General features: G+C 40.4%; 19 protein-coding genes. 18 read left to right on the top strand and 1 reads right to left on the bottom strand.

Features of this window, described 5'->3' with window-relative positions; all coding sequences use genetic code 11:
• The first annotated feature begins 296 nt into the window (after window positions 1–296).
• The 16 genes from P1X15_RS31580 to gmk all read left to right on the top strand — a co-directional run bounded on the left by P1X15_RS31580 (window position 297) and on the right by gmk (window position 13851).
• Window positions 297–1412 carry a hypothetical protein gene (locus P1X15_RS31580; protein ID WP_277342098.1) on the top strand — a complete coding sequence of 372 codons (1116 nt, stop codon included), beginning with the start codon at window positions 297–299 and terminating at the stop codon, window positions 1410–1412.
• 296 nt (window positions 1413–1708) lie between these two features.
• A complete protein-coding gene (locus P1X15_RS31575) occupies window positions 1709–2983 on the top strand; it encodes a hypothetical protein (RefSeq protein ID WP_277342097.1) in 1275 nt (424 codons plus the stop codon).
• A gap of 190 nt (window positions 2984–3173) precedes the next feature.
• A complete protein-coding gene (locus tag P1X15_RS31570; protein WP_028664001.1) occupies window positions 3174–3389 on the top strand; it encodes a hypothetical protein in 216 nt (71 codons plus the stop codon).
• Window positions 3390–3431: 42 nt separating this feature from the next.
• On the top strand, window positions 3432–3929 hold the full coding sequence (locus P1X15_RS31565) for a hypothetical protein (RefSeq protein WP_277342096.1): 498 nt from the start codon (window positions 3432–3434) through the stop codon (window positions 3927–3929).
• Between the two features lies 1 nt (window position 3930).
• Entirely contained in the window at window positions 3931–4437 is a 507-nt protein-coding gene (locus P1X15_RS31560) for a CsgE family curli-type amyloid fiber assembly protein (protein ID WP_277342095.1), read from the top strand.
• 19 nt (window positions 4438–4456) lie between these two features.
• Window positions 4457–4870 (top strand): curli production assembly/transport component CsgF, encoded by a 414-nt coding sequence (locus tag P1X15_RS31555; RefSeq protein WP_277342094.1) that lies wholly within the window; start codon window positions 4457–4459, stop codon window positions 4868–4870.
• A gap of 92 nt (window positions 4871–4962) precedes the next feature.
• On the top strand, window positions 4963–6369 hold the full coding sequence (locus P1X15_RS31550) for a CsgG/HfaB family protein (RefSeq protein WP_277342093.1): 1407 nt from the start codon (window positions 4963–4965) through the stop codon (window positions 6367–6369).
• 44 nt (window positions 6370–6413) lie between these two features.
• Window positions 6414–7982, top strand: coding sequence for a carboxypeptidase regulatory-like domain-containing protein (locus P1X15_RS31545; protein ID WP_277342092.1), 1569 nt, complete (start codon window positions 6414–6416; stop codon window positions 7980–7982).
• A 42-nt stretch (window positions 7983–8024) separates the two neighbouring features.
• Window positions 8025–8363 (top strand): YbaB/EbfC family nucleoid-associated protein, encoded by a 339-nt coding sequence (locus P1X15_RS31540; protein WP_277342091.1) that lies wholly within the window; start codon window positions 8025–8027, stop codon window positions 8361–8363.
• A gap of 63 nt (window positions 8364–8426) precedes the next feature.
• Window positions 8427–9455, top strand: a complete 1029-nt coding sequence (locus tag P1X15_RS31535; RefSeq protein WP_277342099.1) for a glycosyltransferase family 2 protein — start codon at window positions 8427–8429, stop codon at window positions 9453–9455.
• Between the two features lie 97 nt (window positions 9456–9552).
• Window positions 9553–10578 carry a rod shape-determining protein gene (locus tag P1X15_RS31530; protein WP_277342090.1) on the top strand — a complete coding sequence of 342 codons (1026 nt, stop codon included), beginning with the start codon at window positions 9553–9555 and terminating at the stop codon, window positions 10576–10578.
• 73 nt (window positions 10579–10651) lie between these two features.
• Window positions 10652–11500 (top strand): rod shape-determining protein MreC, encoded by an 849-nt coding sequence (gene mreC, locus P1X15_RS31525; RefSeq protein WP_277342089.1) that lies wholly within the window; start codon window positions 10652–10654, stop codon window positions 11498–11500.
• Window positions 11497–12000, top strand: a complete 504-nt coding sequence (locus P1X15_RS31520) for a hypothetical protein (protein WP_277342088.1) — start codon at window positions 11497–11499, stop codon at window positions 11998–12000. Before mreC ends, P1X15_RS31520 begins: the two co-directional genes overlap by 4 nt.
• Before the next feature lie 219 nt (window positions 12001–12219).
• Complete coding sequence (locus tag P1X15_RS31515) at window positions 12220–12849, top strand: sigma-70 family RNA polymerase sigma factor (RefSeq protein ID WP_028664012.1); 630 nt, start codon at window positions 12220–12222, stop codon at window positions 12847–12849.
• Window positions 12850–12993: 144 nt separating this feature from the next.
• A complete protein-coding gene (locus tag P1X15_RS31510) occupies window positions 12994–13275 on the top strand; it encodes a hypothetical protein (RefSeq protein WP_277342087.1) in 282 nt (93 codons plus the stop codon).
• Between the two features lie 3 nt (window positions 13276–13278).
• Complete coding sequence (gene gmk / locus P1X15_RS31505; protein ID WP_277342086.1) at window positions 13279–13851, top strand: guanylate kinase; 573 nt, start codon at window positions 13279–13281, stop codon at window positions 13849–13851.
• A 31-nt stretch (window positions 13852–13882) separates the two neighbouring features.
• Here gmk and P1X15_RS31500 read toward each other — a convergent pair whose 3' ends face one another.
• On the bottom strand, window positions 13883–14887 hold the full coding sequence (locus P1X15_RS31500; RefSeq protein WP_277342085.1) for a YpdA family putative bacillithiol disulfide reductase: 1005 nt from the start codon (window positions 14885–14887) through the stop codon (window positions 13883–13885).
• Window positions 14888–15115: 228 nt separating this feature from the next.
• Here P1X15_RS31500 and P1X15_RS31495 point away from each other — a divergent pair, with 228 nt between their 5' ends.
• Entirely contained in the window at window positions 15116–16672 is a 1557-nt protein-coding gene (locus P1X15_RS31495) for a S10 family peptidase (RefSeq protein WP_277342084.1), read from the top strand.
• 157 nt (window positions 16673–16829) lie between these two features.
• The gene (locus tag P1X15_RS31490; RefSeq protein ID WP_277342083.1) at window positions 16830–18128 is read left to right on the top strand and encodes a serine hydrolase; all 1299 of its coding nucleotides are present in this window, start codon (window positions 16830–16832) and stop codon (window positions 18126–18128) included.
• Window positions 18129–18571 lie beyond the last annotated feature (443 nt).

Raw genomic sequence — 18571 nt, 5'->3', positions numbered from 1 at the left:
CCAACAGGTATTCAAAAAGTCAGATAAATACAGTAATTTGGCTTGCATGGAACCGCGTGTGTAATTGGATTGATTTGGTCATCAACTCTTTAACATTCGTTGGTTCCTATTTATGCCCACCCCTCAATAATAATTTAGAACATAAATCTGAAATAAGCACTGGTTATCTGTATCAGTGCTTATTTTTTTATCCAAAATAGATAAACGACCGCTTGATAAAAAAGGGAAATATCTCCTCCTGTACTTTTATTAAATCTTTATCTTTGGCTCATTATTCATACCTGTCGCCTTATCCAATGTTCAAACGCACTGTCATATTACTATTGCTGTTTTATAGCAAACTGACAAATGCTCAGCTAATTGAAAATTTCGATGGCTGTGACAGAGCTCCACTTGAAGCAGATTGCTGGCTATTTAATGCTTGTAATGTTACTCCAATTAGCAGCAGTGCTTCTGCCAATTGCGCCCTTATCACTAGCCCTCAAGTTTCGGATACAGCCACTGCTACGACTCCTGCTTTTGCGATTCCAGCAGGTCAGCAAATTACGCTACAATTTAAGTTTCAATTACTAAAAGCATCAAATAGCCCAAGAAAGATACAAGTCTATTTGTGGGATATAGAAAAAAATACTCGCAAATCAATCTATCAATTTTCCTACCCTTCTGATCCTACCAAACAAGCATTGAGTGTTTATAATGTCAATCACACCTCATCTATCGCTAGTGATGCAAGTGGGAAATTCCGCCTACTTTTCTTGATGGTATGTGGCGGAGACGCGGCCCAAATCACCATAGATGATATTTATTTTGGTTCCGCCCCCAGTTTTCGTCGGTTAGATGCGCCCGGCACCTGCCGAGGACAGTCTAATACTGTCGTTGTCAATAATCTAACAGCCAAGGTTGATCAATGTCAAGTACGTTTGTCATGGAGTATTCCAGCCACTAGTATAGTTACCTCCTTCATAGTACAAAAAAGTACCGACGGAACTGAATATAAAGATTATGGGCATGTACCCGTGATTGGAGCAGGTGCTACTCAAACTTACGACTATATAGATACCGAACCCGCTCTCAAAACTTTTTACAGAATTCGTCAGGTAGATTTAACAGGCAGAACCACATTTTCAAATATTGTTGAAGTAATCGATCCCTGTGAAGGCATTCGAATAAACCTACAACAGCCAGCTATTAACCTATATATCATTAATGGTAAATCCTCTGATCCCAGTTTAAAGCAACTAGGGACAGCATATTTGTGTAACGTTCAGGGAATTATACTAAAATCCAAGACTGTAAATGCCTCATCACCCGTTGTTTTTGATTGCTCATCTTATCCTACTGGCACTTACGTAATTAGAGTCCAAAACACCAAAGAATATCCTATAATCAACCAAAAAATCACTGTTTATTAATCATATGTGTCGTACCGTTTGATAAATTAATGTCTTTTTGGTATTTTTTATTAGATAATATTTCTTATTTTTGTTAGCCCAAATTTTGAGGCTCTCTCTATCCTACTTCGTCTTGATTATTGCTTATTATTCTTGTTAAGGCTCTGACTGTTCAATACATTCTGGTATATATTACGTATATTTGGTTAGCGTACTAACCTCAAAGGTTTAATATTTGCATATTTTTGGATATTATTTAATAGTTTGTTTAATCATTTTTCTATTTCTTTGTTAAACTCACGCAAAATCTCATCTCTATGAAAAACGTCTTTATCACTGTAGCAGCGTTGTTGACTACGTTAGCTGCTTACAGTCAGAACACAGGTACGTCCACCATTACGGGTTCCGGGAACGTTGGCACACACACACAAACAGGCGTAAAAAGCAATCTTGATATTACTATATCAGGCGACGAAAATCAGCTTACTACCACCCAAACTTCTACATTGCTAGGCAACAATGAAGCTACTATCACTATCACTGGGAATACCAACAAAGTGACTTTAGATCAAACTTCTGACAATACTTCTGGCTCCGCATTTGAGTCTCTTACGTTGACTCAAAATGGTACAAGCAACGAAGCAGTAATTACTCAAAATGGTATCAGTGAAAGTGGTCATGATGCTACTATTAATCAAATTGGAGAAACCAACCTCGCAATTGTTTCGCAAAGTGGATTAGGGGTAGGGGTAGACGGAACAGAAATTACTCAGGATGGCGTAAGTAACACCGCAACAGTAGTTCAAATTAACTTGGGAATAAGTTTGGGAGGATATCAGCAGAGTGCTATCATCAAACAAGAAGACGGCGATGGAGGAACAGTGACACTCAATGAGGCAACAGTCGTTCAGACTTCTTCTAGTATGGGACAAAACATCGCTGAAGTCCAACAAAAGGGGACGTCTAATCAAAGTGTTATTACTCAGACTTCTGATGACATAGGATCTATAAATGACGCACTCACCATTCAAAATGGAGAGAGTAATATTGCTTCTATACTACAAGACTTCAACGGGCCTGGCTCTTCGGCAAGTAATGACGCAGATATTTACCAAACTGGTGACCTAAACAATGCCACAATCGTACAAGATGGAGCTGCTACATCTTCCAATGGAGCCACTATTGATCAAGTGGGTGATGGTAACGTAGCAATTGTAGGACAAAATACCACTGCCTCTGAAGCTATCAACTATGCTTCGATTAGCCAATTTGGCGATGATAACGTTGCTGGTACTTCTCAAACTGCAACTGGGTCAGCAGCTTCTAACGAAATTTACCTAACTCAGCAAGGTAATGAGAACGCTGCTACATACCTCCAAGAAGGAGAAGGAAATTCACTAACGATGACCCAAACCGGTAACTTGAACCTTTCGGAAATCGACCAGTTAGGTAGTATGAATACCATTACAGCTCAGCAAAATGGTAACTCGAATATTCTTAGCGGTACCCAAAATGGCTCGGGCAATACTTTTAATAGTACCCAAAATGGTAATGGTAACGTTATTAGCGGTTTCACACAAAATGGCATATAATCAGACCTAAAAGTTGAACAATAGGATATTAATGCTTTCTTTTTAGAAATATAAATATTCAAAAAGAAAGATTCCCCAACAGCTGCCTAAGTGCTTTTTGAGCTTTTCACGTAAGTTCTAAAGTGCTTGGGCAGCTAAATTGTTGAAATATAATGCTGTAGATATAATATTTTAATATTATTTTTAAGCCATGATAGAGATACAACAATCCGGAAACAAAAACATAGCCGAAGTCACTCAAACGACTATCGACAAAGACGGCGTGAAAGAGACGACGACCGAAACCTTCATTGATGATAATGGCAATACGCAGGTTATCATTAGTAATGATGGCAAATCCAAAGCGGTTATCAATCAAATAGGCAATAATAATAGAGTGGTTATTAAACAGACCAGTCACTCCTAAAATAATATTCCCATCATTCTAATAACCAATCCTGTGGAGACAATGAAAAAGTTTTTTTTATCCCTTGTTTTTGCATTACCTATTTTGGCGCAAGCACAGTCAGAAGCATCATGGTCTGATTTTATTAAAAATAATACCCCTACTGATAAGCAAACCGCTGTCTTAGGTCTTAATCAGCTAGGCTCTGTTCCTTCTACACCAGCCGCTCAAAATGAGTTTCATATTTTGCAAAATGGGAATAACAACAACTTCTCTGTTTCTACTTCTGGTACCGGCTCAATAATAAATACTTATCAACAGGGCTCTGGTAATAATATGGATGTCAATCTAGTAGGAAGCAATGGAGGTGCTAGCTTAACCCAAGTAGGTTCAGGCAACTCCCTGCTTTTGTCCAATAATATCAATCAATCTAATTTGGAAGTAACTCAAATAGGCAATAACAACGGCCTTATAAGCTCAGGTACGATTACTCCTACCATATTACCTTTAAAAATTGAACAATCTGGCGGTATGCAAATTAGCATTACTCATAATTATTAAGGTGAAACGTGTCTTTCTTTTTTTAGTGATGATGCTCAGCGGTATGGGGCTGTTTGAGATGAGGGGGTTAGCACAGAACATTAATGATGAAGGGCTAGCTGAGACAAATAATTTATTGCTACAAGAAAAAGCCATTGGCGAAGATACTGGCCTTGGCTTAGTGCTAGATAATAGTCGTACCAAACTAGGTAGAGACTTTTATGAACTTTTCTATCAAAGATGGAACTCTAGTCAATTAGATTCTACACAGACTAGCACCATTGCCTTCAATCAATTAGATGATTTGACCATCATGATTGAAGAGCTTCCTTCTCCCGGCCTCTCAAATCTCATTCAAATTTCGGTAAATGATCAATTGCTATGGCAGCAATTTATGCAGCCACGCATGGACGCCTTAGAGTATTTTGCCGAAAATGCCTACGAAACAGTATTGCAATACATTCTAAATTATCAAGAAATACAAAATCAACTCGGAAGTCAAGATCAGAAAGGGACGGGAGTTTATTGACCTCAAACCATTTAAACAGATGAAAAAAATACTACTTTTTGCTTTCTTACTAGGCATTGCCCCCATTTTTTGTATGAGCCAAGGATTTATCTATCGCCCCATGAATCCGGCCTTTGGTGGAAACACCTTTAATTACCAATGGATGCTCAGCTCTGCTCAAGCACAAGATACTTACAAAGACCCAAACCAGACTAGTACCACCCGAACTACTACCGACCCCGTCGCTGATTTTGCGAATACCCTGAGCCGTCAAACACTAAGCCAACTTACCCGCCAACTCACCCAAAATCAGTTTGGAGAAGGCTCTTTGGAAGCAGGGACTTACAAGTATGGAGACCTCACCATCAATGTTGACCCAGGAGCAGATGGGCTAGTCATTAAGATTGTGGACAATAAAGGAGGAGAGACTGTCATAACCGTTCCCTACTACTAACTTTTTAAAAATTATCTAATCCTTATTTTTTCTTCTTACTCATTTATTCCTCTTTAAGAGAGTAAGATTTTAATCAATTAATATCACCAAAGATGATTCCATTTTTTAGAAGTGTTCTTGGAATAGGATTATTGGCTACTGCTCTCCTACTTGAAGGATGTAGTGCTTTTCTTCACCAGCCCACCAAACCCCAAAGAGCACGCTTAGGAGAAGAAACCACTATTACACCTGACCTACGCAAACTACCCGTACCTAAAGAAAAATTAGTAGCTGCTGTCTATAAATTTCGTGATCAAACGGGTCAATACAAACCTTCTGAAACAGGAGCAAACTGGTCAACTGCCGTGACACAAGGTGCCACCAACATCATGATTAAGGCGATGGAAGAAAGTAACTGGTTTATTCCTATCGAACGGGAAAACGTCAGTAACTTACTCAATGAACGCAAAATTGTTCGTTCCAGCCTTACCCAGTTTAAAAGTGAAGCCGAAAACCTCCCCCCTTTGTTGTTTGCGGGAATTATCCTAGAAGGAGGTATTATCTCATACGACGCAAATACCATCACTGGTGGAGCAGGGCTACGGTATTTTGGCAGTGGCGGCTCTACTCAGTATCGTCAAGATCGTGTAACAGTATACTTGAGAGCGGTTGCTACTAAATCTGGAAAAATCCTTAAAACAGTTTATACTTCAAAAACTATTTTCTCCCAATCTACCAATGCAGGGATTTTCAGATATGTAAAATTCAAAAGATTGCTTGAAGCAGAAACGGGCTTTACTACCACCGAACCGTCTCAGTTGGCAGTCACGGAAGCTATCGAAAAATCTATTTATGCCTTAGTGATTGAAGGTATCAGAGATGGTCTATGGCAAGCGGATGAAAAAACATCCCAACAAACCAAAGAAATCTTAGCGGCTTACGAAGTAGAAAGAAAAGAAATGAGCCAAACTGACTGGGTAGGCACTATCAATAATGTAACACGTCCAGCTTTATCTATTCAGCCTTATGGAGGAATAATGAGATACAAAGGTGACTACGCTCAGCCCCTCATAAAAGGCGCCTATGGTCTTGGAGTACAGTATTATATTAGACCAAAATGGGGAATTGAAGCTAATCTCGGTGCTGGAACTCTTGCAAGTGAGCGTTTTTTCAAAAAAAATATCTCCTTTGTTGAAGCAAATGCACTCTTCCGGCCTTTGCCCTTTGAAAAACTATCTCCTGTTTTTTTTGCAGGTCTTGGAGCTACTTTTCAACGAGGTAATTCTCCTTTTGGTTTTCAGGATACTCCTCTTTATAAATGGAACGTGGGCTGGAGTTTAGAGTATTTTGTCAACAAAAATATAGGAATCAATCTATCGCTAAGTCATCACCAAATGTTTAATGATAAGCTAGATGGAATGGTGTATGGAGCCTTCAATGATTTTTATTGGAAAGCTAATCTAGGACTTTCTATTTACTTAGGAAAGCCTATCAATAACACCAAAAAAGTCAAACCTTAATTTCCTCTTTCACATTTGTTACAATAGCACTAAAGATTACAATAATGTTTAAATCAATAGATAAAATCACCAAAACCGCATTCCTTCCCAAACTATTACTGACGCTGCTAGGAATCGCCGCAAGTATAGCAGGACTATTAGGATGCGCCGAAGAGACTTTCGTAACTCCCAAACTTTATGGAAAGCTGCAAGGTAATGTCGTGCTGTACGATACCCGACAACCCGTCTCAAATGTGGTTATTAGATTAAGCCCAACAGGACGTACTGCCGAGACCAACAATGAAGGTTTTTATAGCTTTGATAGCGTTTTGGTGGGCAAATATACCATTCAAGCATCCAAATCAGGTTTTAGATTAGAAGCCTCTACAGCCGATATCGAAGATAGCCGGACTTCTACTATTGATTTTTTCTTGACTGATGATCAAACTCAAAACCGTCCGCCCTCTAAGCCCTCTGTAGTAAATCCCCTCACCAATGCCACCGATGTAACTAATAATATCACATTACGTTGGAAATCCACTGATCCCGACAGAGCCGATAGTTCTCTTACTTATGATGTTTATTTCTTTAGAGAGGGACAGCCTTCTACTCTAATTGCTGCCAATCTCAAACAAGACTCTTTACAAGTTAAAGACTTACGCTTTGAAACTACCTACTACTGGCAAGTAGTAGTAAAAGATAGATACACCAATATATACGGAGAAACTTGGTCTTTTAAGACGCGTCAATTCCCTGACTTAGCCTATCTCTATAGTAAAAAAATCAATGGTTTATACCAAATTTTTACATCCAAAGATGGGGTGGAAGAATTTCAATTAACCCAAAATGGTAGTAATTGGCGTCCTATTGTAAGTCCTAATCGTCAAGAAGTAGCTTTTATCTCAAACATCGAAACTGACTTGCATATTTATGTAATGAGCGTCAATGGTACTAGGCTTCGAAAAGTAACCACTGTACCCATTGCAGGCCTCTCGCCAACCGACCTTTCTTTCTGCTGGTCGCCCGATGGTTCACAATTGCTATATCCTAGCAACAATCGTCTTTATTCTGTCAGAAGCGACGGTACGGGGCTTAGGGTAGTGTATCAAGCACCTGCGGGTAGATTATTTGCGGGATGTGACTGGACCGCACAATTAAACGGCCGCCTTGTAGTCAGAACCACCGGTGGTAGCATTTACGATAACCAAATTATTGTTTACAATGAATCAAATGCCGACACTATACGTACCTATCGTCAATCGGGTAGAGTTGGAAATCCGGTATTTTCAATAGATGGTCGTCAGATCCTTTTTACTCGCGATGCTCGCGCCTTCGAAAACCCTCAAGGTCGTATGCTAGACTCCCGTGTTTATTTAATGGACATTGCATCTAATACCTTTACTGATCTATCAGCAGGTGCTAACACAGGTACAGGTACCACTGTCATTATAACTGGAACTAAGCCTGCGGGAACCAACGACCTTGAACCTCGTTTTTCTCCCACCGGTGCCAAAGTAATCCTTACCAATACCAACAACGATGATTCGTCGCCACGAAGCATCTATACCATCGATGTCAATGGAAGCAATCGCGTTTTATTAATTAATGGGGCAGAAATGCCATACTGGAGATAATTTTTTAGTTTTGCATCAAACGAAAATTAGACACAACAACTTATGTTTGGAGATATGATGGGAATGCTTGGAAAAGTGAAAGAATTCCAAGCAAAGATGAAAGAAGCACAAGAAAGTTTAGGGCAGCTCACCGAATCGGCAGAAGCTGGAGCTGGCATGGTAAAAGTAACGGTAAATGGTCGTAAACAAATCATTAGCCTTACGATCGACCCAGATCTCATACAACCTCAAGACCGAGAAATGCTCCAAGACTTGATTGTGGCAGCTACTAATAGAGCCCTCGAAAATATTGAGGAGCAAATAAAGGCACATATTCAACAATCAACGGATGGTCTTTTGCCCAACATCCCGGGGTTAGACTTAAGTAAATTTATGAAGTAAGAAACAAGACCAATAGGAAGTATTTCCTGAAAAAGCGCTTGTTATTTGTTTTCTTCGATTTATATGTCTAAAACCGCCATCGTCATTCTTAATTATAACGGGAGAAACTTTCTTGAAAAGTTTCTCCCGTCTGTTATAAGCCATTCAACTGGCTTTTTGATATACGTAGCCGACAACGCTTCCACGGACGATTCAGTCCAATGGCTTAAAATCCATTATCCTCAAATACATCTTCTCCAGCTTTGTAGCAACAAAGGATACGCCGGTGGCTACAATGAAGCTTTAAAAGAAATCAAAGCAGACTATTATGTTTTGTTAAATTCGGATGTAGAAGTATCGCCTCAGTGGCTGACTCCTATGGTGCAGTTTTTGGATAAAAATCCTACTATAGCTGCCTGCCAACCCAAAATTTTGGCTCATCACAATCCCGACCAATTTGAATATGCAGGGGCTTGTGGGGGATTTATAGACTGGCTAGGCTACCCTTATTGTCGTGGTCGAATTTTTGATTTTTGTGAAATTGATACGGGTCAATACGACAGCATTATCCCTATTTTTTGGGCATCAGGAGCATGTTTGGTTATTCGAGCTTCGGTATTTCATGAAGTAGGTGGTTTTGACGAGGATTTTTTTGCTCATATGGAAGAAATAGACCTTTGCTGGCGATTACACCATGTGGGTTACCAAGTGTATTGTTATCCGTTTTCTAAAGTTTTGCATGTAGGTGGTGGCACTTTGCCTCCTTCTAGCCCTTTCAAAACCTATCTCAACTATCGTAATAGCCTCGCGATGCTCTACAAAAATTTGGATAAATATCTTTGGTCAACAATTTTTCTGAGACTTGTTTTAGACGGAATATCCTCCGTTCGTTTTCTTATCAAAGGACAATGGAAAGATATTTTAGCAATAATCAAAGCTCATTTCAAATTTTATGCCTGGGTATTAGGAACCCTTCCTCAAAAACGAAAAAAAATCCAACAAAATCTACAGTTCCGAAAAGCGCAACAACCCCTACCAATTACACAAAAAAGCATTATTTGGGCGTATTTTGTAAAAGGGGTCAAAACGTTTGACTCATTTTCAAGGTTTTAATTAAAAAATTACTTACTCGCTATTCTGCCAAAAAGCCGATAAAATCCTTTAATTTTGCGGCTCACAAAATTTCAATCACTCTGCGAAAGCATTCATCATGGCATTATTTGATTTTTTAACGAGCGAGATTGCAATTGATTTAGGCACAGCCAACACGCTGATTATCCACAAAGATAAAATTGTGGTAGATGAGCCATCAATCATTGCTTTGGACAAGAACAACGGGAAGGTGCTGGCGATTGGTCACAAAGCAATGCAAATGCACGAAAAAACAAACGAAAATATAAAAACAATTCGCCCGCTAAAAGACGGTGTAATCGCCGACTTTACCGCAGCCGAATTGATGATTAGGGGTATGATTAAAATGATTACTCCTAATAGCCGTTTCTTCACTCCTTCCCATCGCATGGTTATATGTATTCCTTCTGGAATCACCGAAGTAGAAAAGAGAGCGGTAAAAGATTCAGCCGAACACGCTGGTGCGAAGGAAGTGTACATGGTACATGAGCCTATTGCGGCCTCCATTGGGATTGGGATTGATATCACTCAGCCCAACGGTACAATGATTGTCGATATTGGGGGAGGTACGACCGAAATCGCCGTCATTGCCCTCTCGGGTATAGTGTGTGAGCAATCTATCAGAATTGCAGGTGATGTTTTTACTAAAGATATCGTAGACTACATGCGCCGCGAGCACAATCTTTTGATTGGGGAGCGCTCAGCCGAGCAAATCAAAATAGAAGTAGGCTCTGCTCTCCCTGAGCTTGATATGCCTCCAGCTGATTTTGAGATTAGAGGTCGTGACCTGATGACTGGGATTCCCAAAGAGATAAAGGTAACCTACAGCGAAATCGCTTATGCGCTCGACAAGTCTATTTCTAAAATTGAAGAAGCAGTCATGAAAGCGCTCGAAATTTCTCCTCCAGAACTTTCGGCTGATATTTATACCAACGGTATTCACCTGACAGGCGGCGGTGCGCTTCTGCACGGCTTAGACAAACGCCTCGCTACCAAAACCAAATTGCCTATTCACGTAGCTGATGACCCACTCAAGGCTGTTGTGAAAGGAACTGGTGAAATCCTCAAAAATCTAGAACTGTACAAGTCAGTATTGATTCAATAATAACGCTTGGATGATTGGATATTGAGTATGGGGCATCATACTCAATATCCAATAGTATCTACTTGCTACCCCAATGCTCCAACTCTTCGAGTTTATAAGTCGCAATCGTAACTTTATCATCTTCGTGTTGCTCGAAGTGTTTAGTTTTTGGTTGCTGGTCAATGACAACAACTATTGGAGCGTAGAATACTTTAATACAGCTAATACGCTGACTGCCAAATCTTTAGAGATTTCAAGTTCTCTAAAACAATACACCGACCTAAGGGAGGTAAATGAGGATTTGGTGGAAGAAAACCGACGCCTCAACGAAACTCTTATCAAACTCCAACAGCAAAACCCCTCCAACGCCCCTCTAGGCTACAAAGCCGACTCCGCATTTGCAGCCCGCTATAAGTACGTTACGATTGCTAAAGTTATTGACGGCAGTATCCGTCGTGCCGACAATTATCTTACTATCGACAAAGGCTACGCACACGGCGTCAAAGTAGGCATGGGGGTCGTATCTTCGACCGGTGTAGTGGGAAAAGTGAAGATCTGTAAAGAAAAATATTCGGTTGTGACCTCAATTCTTCACTCCCAATTTATGATTTCTACCAAACTCCCCCGAAGCGGAGATATGGGAACAGCAAAATGGGAAAATAGTAGCATTCCTTGGATTATCCAATTAAAGGATATTTCGCGCTACAAAACCATTATGAAAGGAGATACGGCCGTCACTTCAGACCAAAATGCCGTCTTCCCGCCAGGCGTGGCAGTAGGTAGAATCAAAAATTTCAAAGTAGCGGCTGACCAAGCATTTTATGATATAGACCTTGAACTTGCCACAGACTTTTCAAAACTTTCGTACGTCTATATTGTAGAAAACAAACTCCAAAGTCAACAAGAATCCATTCAAGAAAGCTTGAATACCAAACGTAAATGAATCCAAACGACATCGCTCGAAGTGTTCTCAGATGGCTTATGTATGTGCTACTACATATTTTTGTAGCGCGGCATTTGGTATTGTTCGACTACGCTTTTTGCTTTATTTATGTGGGTGCCGTGTTATTTTTACCAGTTGAAATCAATACTACTGCTCTTTTATTTCTTGGTTTTTTGACAGGTATTACCATCGATTCTTTTGGAAATACCCTCGGTTTACATGCTATCCCTACCCTTTTATTAGTTTATTTAAGACCCATCGTAATTCGCTACCAACTAAGTCAAAAATTGGCAGAAGGGCGATTCAGAATTTCAATCAAAGAACTAGGTCTGTCGGCATTTTTGTCATATACCGTGTTATTGGTTTCTGTTCACCATATTGTGTTATTTTTTCTTGAGGCTGGAAACTTAAACTTATTACCTTATCTTCTTCTCAAGATTGCCTGTAGCGTTATTTTTACTACCTTCAGTTTGATTTTAGCTCAAATGTTTTCTCGATAGAGGAAATTAATCCACAATCCTGACATTTTGTCCCAAAAAAGATGACAAAAATCAATGGAATGATTTTTGTCGTATATAATGAACAAGTCAACTCGGGAAAAAGTGCCGTACAACTAATCCCAAAAAAATAACCTTTCATAGGTTGATTTTGTTGATTGATGAAAGAAGATTTGCGAGGAAGGGAAGTCATTTGTTAAAATTCGTAAATTTACGGCAGCCATGTCAGTCATTATGTCAGAAGAAATCGAAGAAATACCTCTAGCCTCCTCAGAGACGTCTTACAACGACGCGGAGAAAAATGATATATTCAATCGCGAGTTTATGCCTCACATAAACTCCATGTATAACTTTGCCTTTAGGCTAACCATGGACGAAGATGACGCCAATGACCTCGTCCAAGATACCTACTTAAAAGCCTTTCGTTTTATTTCTTCCTTCGAACGGGGAACTAATGCCAAAGCATGGTTGTTCAGAATCCTGAAAAACAGTTTTATCAACGACTACCGTAAGCGTAGCAAAGAACCTTCAAAAGTAGATTACCAAGAAGTAGAAACTACCTACAACTCGGAAGAAGCGGCTGAAGTAGATCACACGACTGACTTACGCGTTGAGACTGTTCAAGACATGATTGGCGATGAAGTGGCCACTGCGCTCAATTCATTGCCTGTCGATTTTCGTACAGTAATTATCCTTTGCGACATTGAAGGTTTTACTTACGAAGAAATGGCAAAGATTCTGGATATCCCGATTGGTACAGTTCGCTCGCGTCTGCACCGTGCTCGGAATCTCCTCAAAGACAAACTCAAAGTGTATGCTTCTTCAATGGGGTACAATACTGATGAGTACTAGTGAAGAGAAAGTTGATTCGATGAGCTCCAATGATTTTATTTAGGGCATCTCTTTGAACTTTTTTTGTAGGAAAAGTATTTTACATAAAAACATCTTAATAGTAAGATTCAAAGAAAAAATTGAACCTTTACAATGGTATTGGATATGCATGCGTCAGCTTCCACCGGTGAAAACAAGGAGTATAAGAAGGTGTACTGTGAACACCACACAGAGTGTCTGAAAAAAATTCAGGCGGTATTGGACGGGGAAGCCTCAGAAGCCGAAAAAGAACATTTTAGAGAAAATATGGACGATTGTCTGCATTGTATCAAAATGTATCATCTTGAGAAGTGTGTCAAAGAGGCTCTTCAAGCAAAAGTTGATAAAAGGCTCTGTCCTGATAACCTCATTGCTACTATCAAATCAAAACTAAACATTATCTCTTAGGTTTTGGAAGGCAAACTCATCATCTTCTCTGCTCCCTCAGGGTCTGGTAAGACCACTATCGTACGACACCTCCTCCACAAGTACAACAACTTGGGTTTTTCAATCTCCGCCTGTACGCGCGACCGCCGAGGTCGTAACGAAATCCACGGCAAGGATTATTATTTCTTAACTCCCGACGAATTCAAACAAAAAATTGATAACAAAGAATTTGTGGAATGGGAAGAAGTATATCCTGGGGGATATTATGGCACTCTCAAGTCTGAAATCGAAAGATTATGGTCGGAAGGAAAACACGTGGTATTTGATGTAGATGTAAAAGGAGGCCTCAAACTCAAAGAATACTTTGGAGATTGTGCTTTGGCTATTTTTGTAAAAGCTCCTAGCGAAGAAGCTATCAAAGAACGCCTCATGGCACGAGGTACCGAAACCCCCGATAGTCTTTCTAAAAGACTCTTCAAAGTAAAGTTTGAAATGTCTTTTCAAGACCGCTTTGATGTGATTTTGGTTAATGATGACCTATCGACCGCTTTGGCTAAAGCCGAGCAGCTCGTCGAGGATTTCACCAAAGAATCCTAACCTCCCCTACTTTCGGTAGAGGAGGGTTTTATTAAATTCGGTCAATCAATTCTTTTACTTTCCTGATTTCACGCCCTGCTATGTGGTCCACAATAGCAGCAGCATGGTCTCGCCCATTTTCGATAAATACCTTTTCGGTATGTATCCCAGCGACTACGGTACCACATAAATACAATCCAGGTACGTTTGTCTCGTAAGTAGTAGAATCATAAACAGGCACCAAACTCGGCTGCTTAAGCTCTACCCCGCAGCGCTCCAACAAAGAGGCATCAGGAACATAGCCTACCAACATCAGCACAAAATCTGCTTCAACCCATTCCTCTTCGCCCGTTATCGTGTTTTCAATCAAAACACGCTTATCTTCAATCGCTTTAGTGAGACTATTGAAACGAGTTTTGATTTTTCCTTCTTTCACCCGATTTTTGACATCGGGCACTAGCCAATATTTAACCGTTGGCCGAAAATCCTCTCCTCGGTGAACAATCGTCACATCTACATCGTGACGATACAGCTCCAATGCTGCCTCTACTGCCGAATTGGCCGCTCCCACAATGACTACTTTTGAAAAAGAGTACAAAAAAGGTTCGTCATAATAATGCGACACATGAGGTAACTCCTCTCCTGCAATTCCCAAATGCCGAGGAAAATCAAAATAGCCCGTCGCAATGACCACCTTTTTGGCATAGTAAGTCACTCCTTGTAAGGTATAGACTTCAAAAATTTCCTCTTTTTTTTCTACATGAGAAACTTCCGTAAAAAGCTGAAAATTGAGATGATAATAAGCCGCCACTTTACGGTAATACTGCAAAGCTTCGCTTCGATTGGCTTTTACATCCGAAATAGGAAAAGGAATGCCCCCTATTTCGATATTTTCGGCTGTTGAAAAAAAACGCATCCGTTTGGGGTAGCGCCGAATCGACTCCGTAATACTTCCTTTTTCCAATATCAGATGACTCAGACCTGCTTTTGCGGCTTCAATTCCTACCGCCAAACCACAAGGCCCCGCCCCTACTATAAGTACGTCGTATATTTGCATAATTGTAAACCTAAAAAAGATTCTACAAAAGTAGACTTTCTCTTCTAAACGCCCTACGAAATCATCGCTTTAATCGCGTCAAAAACCCTCTATAAAGGCATTTTTGAGAATTAAAGCTATATCATTTTTATTTTGATAGTTTGTGTATTTTATTGCAACTTTAAAATCTAATCTAACTTCATTATCAACGATTTCTACCTAAAAATTTACTCACAAACTAAATCCTTTATGAAAAAAACGCTACTTTTTTCCGCTCTTCTCAGCCTTCATTTTTTGGGGGTAAATGCCCAACAACGTCAATCTGAACGACAAGCACCACCACCACCCTCGGCAGCCGCCCCCGCAGCCAAGGAAGAAAAATCATCTGAAACGATTCCTTTTAATCCAGATTCTTTTGTAGTAACCGAAAATGACGTAACTGTAAAAGGTCAAAAAGTACCTTACAAAGCGACTACCGGTATGATGCCTGTGTGGGACGAAAACGGCAAAGCGATGGCAGGGCTTTTTTATATGTATTATGAACGAACCGACGTCAAAGACAAAGCCAACCGTCCTCTGGTAATTTCATTCAATGGAGGTCCTGGAACGGCCTCCGTGTGGATGCACTTAGCTTATACAGGCCCTGCTCTTCTCAATATCGACGATGAGGGCTATCCTGTGCAACCGTATGGATATAAGAAAAACCCTTATTCTATCTTAGATGTAGCCGATATTGTATTTATTGACCCTGTCAATACAGGTTACTCACGCCCTACAAGTAAGGATATTCCTACTTCCAAATTTTTTGGGGTCAATGCCGACATCAAGTATTTGGCCGAATGGATTCGGACGTTTGTAACTCGCAACAATCGCTGGGAATCACCCAAGTATCTTATTGGCGAAAGCTACGGTACTACTCGGGTATCAGGTTTGGCCCTCGAACTCCAAAGCGCGCAATGGATGTACATCAACGGCGTCATACTCGTCTCCCCCACTACCCTCGGTATCGATCGTGGGCCGGCATCGGAAGCAGCACTGAGAGTGCCCTATTGTGCAGCTACGGCTTGGTATCACAAAAAACTTAGCCCTGAGCTTCAACAAAAAGATTTGACAGCATTTTTACCTGAGGTAGAAAATTTTGCCGTCAATGAGTTGCTTCCTGCCGTAAGCATGGGAGGATTTTTAGACCCTGCCAAGAAAAAAACAATCGCCGCTAAATTGGCACGCTACATTGGGGTTTCGGAAAAAGTGGTTATGCAAAATGATTTGAGCGTGCCTTTGCAGTATTTTTGGAAAGAACTGCTGCGCGAGGAAGGTTACACCGTAGGTCGGTTGGATTCGCGTTATAAGGGAATCGACCGCAAAGACGCCGGTGATAAACCCGATTTCAATTCCGAACTTACTTCTTGGCTACATTCGTTTACACCTGCTATCAACAGCTATTTGCGCAATGAGCTAAACTACAAGACAGATTTGAAATACTATATGTTTGGCCCGGTAAGTCCTTGGGACCGCTCTAACGACCAAACGGGCGAGAACCTTCGCCAAGCAATGGCCCAAAATCCGTACTTGCATTTGTTGGTACAATCGGGCTACTATGACGGTGCTTGCGACTATTTCAATGCCCAATACAACATGTGGCAAATGGACCCAAGTGGCAAACTCAAATCGCGTATGAACTGGAAAGGCTACCGCAGCGGTCACATGATGTATCTTCGCAAAGAAGACCTTCAAAGTGCCAATGAAGACATTCGGGAGTTTATCAAAAAATCAACTCCTAAGCCTAATCAACCAGCTAAATATTAACTCATTAGCTTTTCAAGAATCAAGAATGGGTGCGGAATGATTCCGCACCCATTTGTTTTTTTAAGACTTATCCACAATCAAGTGAGATTTATCCACATCATCAGTAAAATTAAGGCATCTAATACTTGATAGTGTTATAAATATTCAAGCATTGACTATGAAGCATTCTGCCCTTTTTTTGTCGTGTATCTTTGTGGCTACTTCCCAAGTATTTGCCCAAACCAAATCCCTTAAAAACTCTCCTCCTCTCACTGAAGCCGCCGCCGAAACCGTCGGTATGTCGGCCGAAAGATTATCGCGCCTCGACGGAGTATTGCAAAATAGCGTCACTCAAGGCCATGTACCCGGCGTGGTGGCGTTGATTGCTCGCAATGGAAAGATTGTGTATCACAAAGCTTTTGGCCTGGCCGACAATGAAGCCAATCGCCCTCTCAAACGCGACGATATTTTTCGAATTGCTTCTATGTCTAAAGCCATTACTTCTACTGCCGTCATGATGCTTTGGGAGGAAGGGAAATTTCAGCTCGACGACCCTATTTCAAAATATATTCCAGAATTTAAAAACCAGACTGTTCTCAAAACTTTTAAGTTTCAAGACAGTACCTATACCACTGAGCCCGTTAAATCAGAAATCACGATACGGCACTTACTCACTCATACATCAGGCATAGGATACGGAGTGATTGATAGTGACGAAAAATTCAAAGCCTTGTATCACAAAGCGGGTATTGTGGATTTGTTTACCACCGAGCCTGTCAAAATCAGTGACAATATCAAGAAACTAGCCAAACTGCCCTTGCATCATCATCCCGGTGAAAAGTATCTTTATTCGGAAGGACTAGACGTGTTAGGCTATTTTATTGAGATTATGTCGGGGATGCCTTTCGATGAGTTTCTAAGAAAACGACTTTTCGAGCCTCTTTCCATGAATGATACCTATTTTTATCTGCCCGACTCCAAAGCTTCACGGCTAGTGGCTATTCAAAAACCTCAAAATGGTAAATGGGTGCGTTATCCCAACACTTTTTACGATACCGACTACCCTATCAAAGGAGCCAAAACATTCTTTTCGGGAGGAGCTGGTCTGTCGAGTACCGCCAAAGATTATGCGACTTTTCTCTTGATGTATCTCAACGGTGGCGAATTAGGAGGCAAAAGATTTTTGAGCCGCAAAACCATCGAGACTATTTTGAGCAATCAAGTAGGTGAGCTTCTAGGCGGAGAAAAAGCCAACTCTTCGCACGGATTGGCATTTGGACTTCTCAACAAAGCTGGTGAAGAAAAAGGTGCCAAAGGCAGTGCAGGCACTTTTGAGTGGGGTGGCTATTTCAACACCAACTATTTTGCTGACCCCAAAGAAAAAGTCATCGGCGTGATAATGAAGCAAACCCAAAGTAGCGGCGACAACCTCAATAACCTTTTCCGTCAGATGATTTATCAATCTATCGACGATTAAGAATAGGATCTCATTCTGTTCCCTTGCTGATTCCTCCTGTATCAGCAAGGTTTTTTTTATTAAGCCTCAGCCTTGTTATTCATACATCTCAATAAAATACAAGAATATTTATATTTACTTATTCCTTTTTTTATTACAAAACAGTAATACATTTAAAAAAAGCACCTCTAAAAGAACTATATACCGCCAAAAATCGTATATTTGTTATATTCATCAAAACAATCTAAAAATAGAGACTTCTTTATTTTTTACAGTTTTTAAGTATTGAGATAGCCTTCTTTTCTCATTCACTAAGCTCCTAAAACACATACTTATTTTAAACAATCTAGGACGCTCTTTTCATTTATTTGATTCCAAACTTATCAGCACGCGCTCGTAATACGCCTTAGCGATATTCTCGTTGGGTGCTTTGTTTGGAAATTCTCATCCAAAACTTTCATCGT

The organism is Runella sp. MFBS21 (genome assembly GCF_029433105.1).
Taxonomy (GTDB): domain Bacteria; phylum Bacteroidota; class Bacteroidia; order Cytophagales; family Spirosomataceae; genus Runella.
This window is presented reverse-complemented; position numbering and strand designations above follow the sequence as displayed.